A 2,069-nucleotide genomic window follows, 5' to 3' on the forward strand; every position below is an offset into this window, starting at 1 on the left:
TCATATCTCAAGGAGTATCCCATGGCCATTTCCGATGAACTTCTCGACCAGCTTCTTGTCAACTATAAAAAGCCTGAAGATCTTGTAGGCGAAGGCGGTCTACTCAAAGAGTTAACGAAGCGACTTGTAGAGCGTGCAATGCAGACAGAGATGACAGACCATCTTGGCTATGCCAAACATGGAAAGTCAGACAAGCAGGCTGGAAACTCACGCAACGGCAAATATCCAAAGACTATTAGCGGCGAGTTTGGTGAGCTTCAGATCAATGTCCCCCGTGACCGCGACGCCAGTTTTGAGCCAAAAATTATCCCCAAAGGTCAAAGCCGTTTTCATGGTTTTGACGATAAAATCCTCTCTATGTACGCGCTGGGCATGAGTACACGGGACATTCAAGTTCACTTGGAAGAAATGTATGGTGTGGAGGTTTCCCCCACCTTAATATCCCAAGTAACCGATGCTGTGATTGACGATGTGAAATCATGGCAAAACCGTCCCCTTGATGAAGTTTACCCCATTGTTTATCTGGATGCTATCAGGGTGAAAGGGAGACAAGGCGGACACATTATCAACAAAGCAGTGTATCTCGCGTTGGCTGTCACCATGGAGGGACAAAAGGAAGTTCTTGGCATGTGGATCGCGGAAAATGAAGGGGCAAAGTTCTGGCTTAGTATTCTTAACGGACTACAAAACCGTGGAGTTAAGGATATTTTCATAGCTTGCGTTGACGGCTTAAAAGGGTTCCCAGAAGCTATAGAAGCCGCTTATCCGAACACCCAAGTGCAAACCTGCATTGTGCATATGGTCAGACATAGCTTGAATTTTGTGGCATGGAAAGAGCGCAAACAGATGGCCGCCGACTTGAAAGAAATTTATGCCGCGCCAACAGAAGAGCAGGCGCGGAGGAATCTTGAACAATTTGAAACAAAATGGGATGCCACTCATCCAATGGTCAGCCAATCATGGCGCCGCAACTGGGAGCGAATAATCCCATTTTTCAACTATCCGCCCGATATCAGAAAGGCAATCTACACCACCAATGCCATTGAATCATTAAACCACTCGCTGCGCAAGGTAACCAAGAACCGTGGAGCATTTCCCGACGACGAAGCAATATTCAAGCTCTTTTATATGGCGTTACGCAATATTTCAAAGAAGTGGACAATGCCGATCAGAGACTGGAAAGCGGGAGTGTGTAAAATATTTTGTGTAAGTGGCCATTTAAGATACTATTCTGATCATATCTCAAGGAGTATCCCATGGCCATTTCCGATGAACTTCTCGACCAGCTTCTTGTCAACTATAAAAAGCCTGAAGATCTTGTAGGCGAAGGCGGTCTACTCAAAGAGTTAACGAAGCGACTTGTAGAGCGTGCAATGCAGACAGAGATGACAGACCATCTTGGCTATGCCAAACATGGAAAGTCAGACAAGCAGGCTGGAAACTCACGCAACGGCAAATATCCAAAGACTATTAGCGGCGAGTTTGGTGAGCTTCAGATCAATGTCCCCCGTGACCGCGACGCCAGTTTTGAGCCAAAAATTATCCCCAAAGGTCAAAGCCGTTTTCATGGTTTTGACGATAAAATCCTCTCTATGTACGCGCTGGGCATGAGTACACGGGACATTCAAGTTCACTTGGAAGAAATGTATGGTGTGGAGGTTTCCCCCACCTTAATATCCCAAGTAACCGATGCTGTGATTGACGATGTGAAATCATGGCAAAACCGTCCCCTTGATGAAGTTTACCCCATTGTTTATCTGGATGCTATCAGGGTGAAAGGGAGACAAGGCGGACACATTATCAACAAAGCAGTGTATCTCGCGTTGGCTGTCACCATGGAGGGACAAAAGGAAGTTCTTGGCATGTGGATCGCGGAAAATGAAGGGGCAAAGTTCTGGCTTAGTATTCTTAACGGACTACAAAACCGTGGAGTTAAGGATATTTTCATAGCTTGCGTTGACGGCTTAAAAGGGTTCCCAGAAGCTATAGAAGCCGCTTATCCGAACACCCAAGTGCAAACCTGCATTGTGCATATGGTCAGACATAGCTTGAATTTTGTGGCATGAAAG

General features: G+C 46.1%; 2 pseudogenes. Both read left to right on the plus strand.

The window, feature by feature from the left end:
• Positions 1-21: 21 nt before the first annotated feature.
• Positions 22-1,197 (plus strand): annotated as a pseudogene (locus tag P304_RS15340) (IS256 family transposase); the annotation flags it as partial.
• Between the two features lie 59 nt (positions 1,198-1,256).
• A pseudogene (locus P304_RS15345) lies at positions 1,257-2,063 on the plus strand (IS256 family transposase); the annotation flags it as partial.
• Positions 2,064-2,069: the final 6 nt, after the last annotated feature.

The organism is Chrysiogenes arsenatis DSM 11915, assembly GCF_000469585.1.
In the GTDB taxonomy this organism is placed as follows: domain Bacteria; phylum Chrysiogenota; class Chrysiogenetes; order Chrysiogenales; family Chrysiogenaceae; genus Chrysiogenes; species Chrysiogenes arsenatis.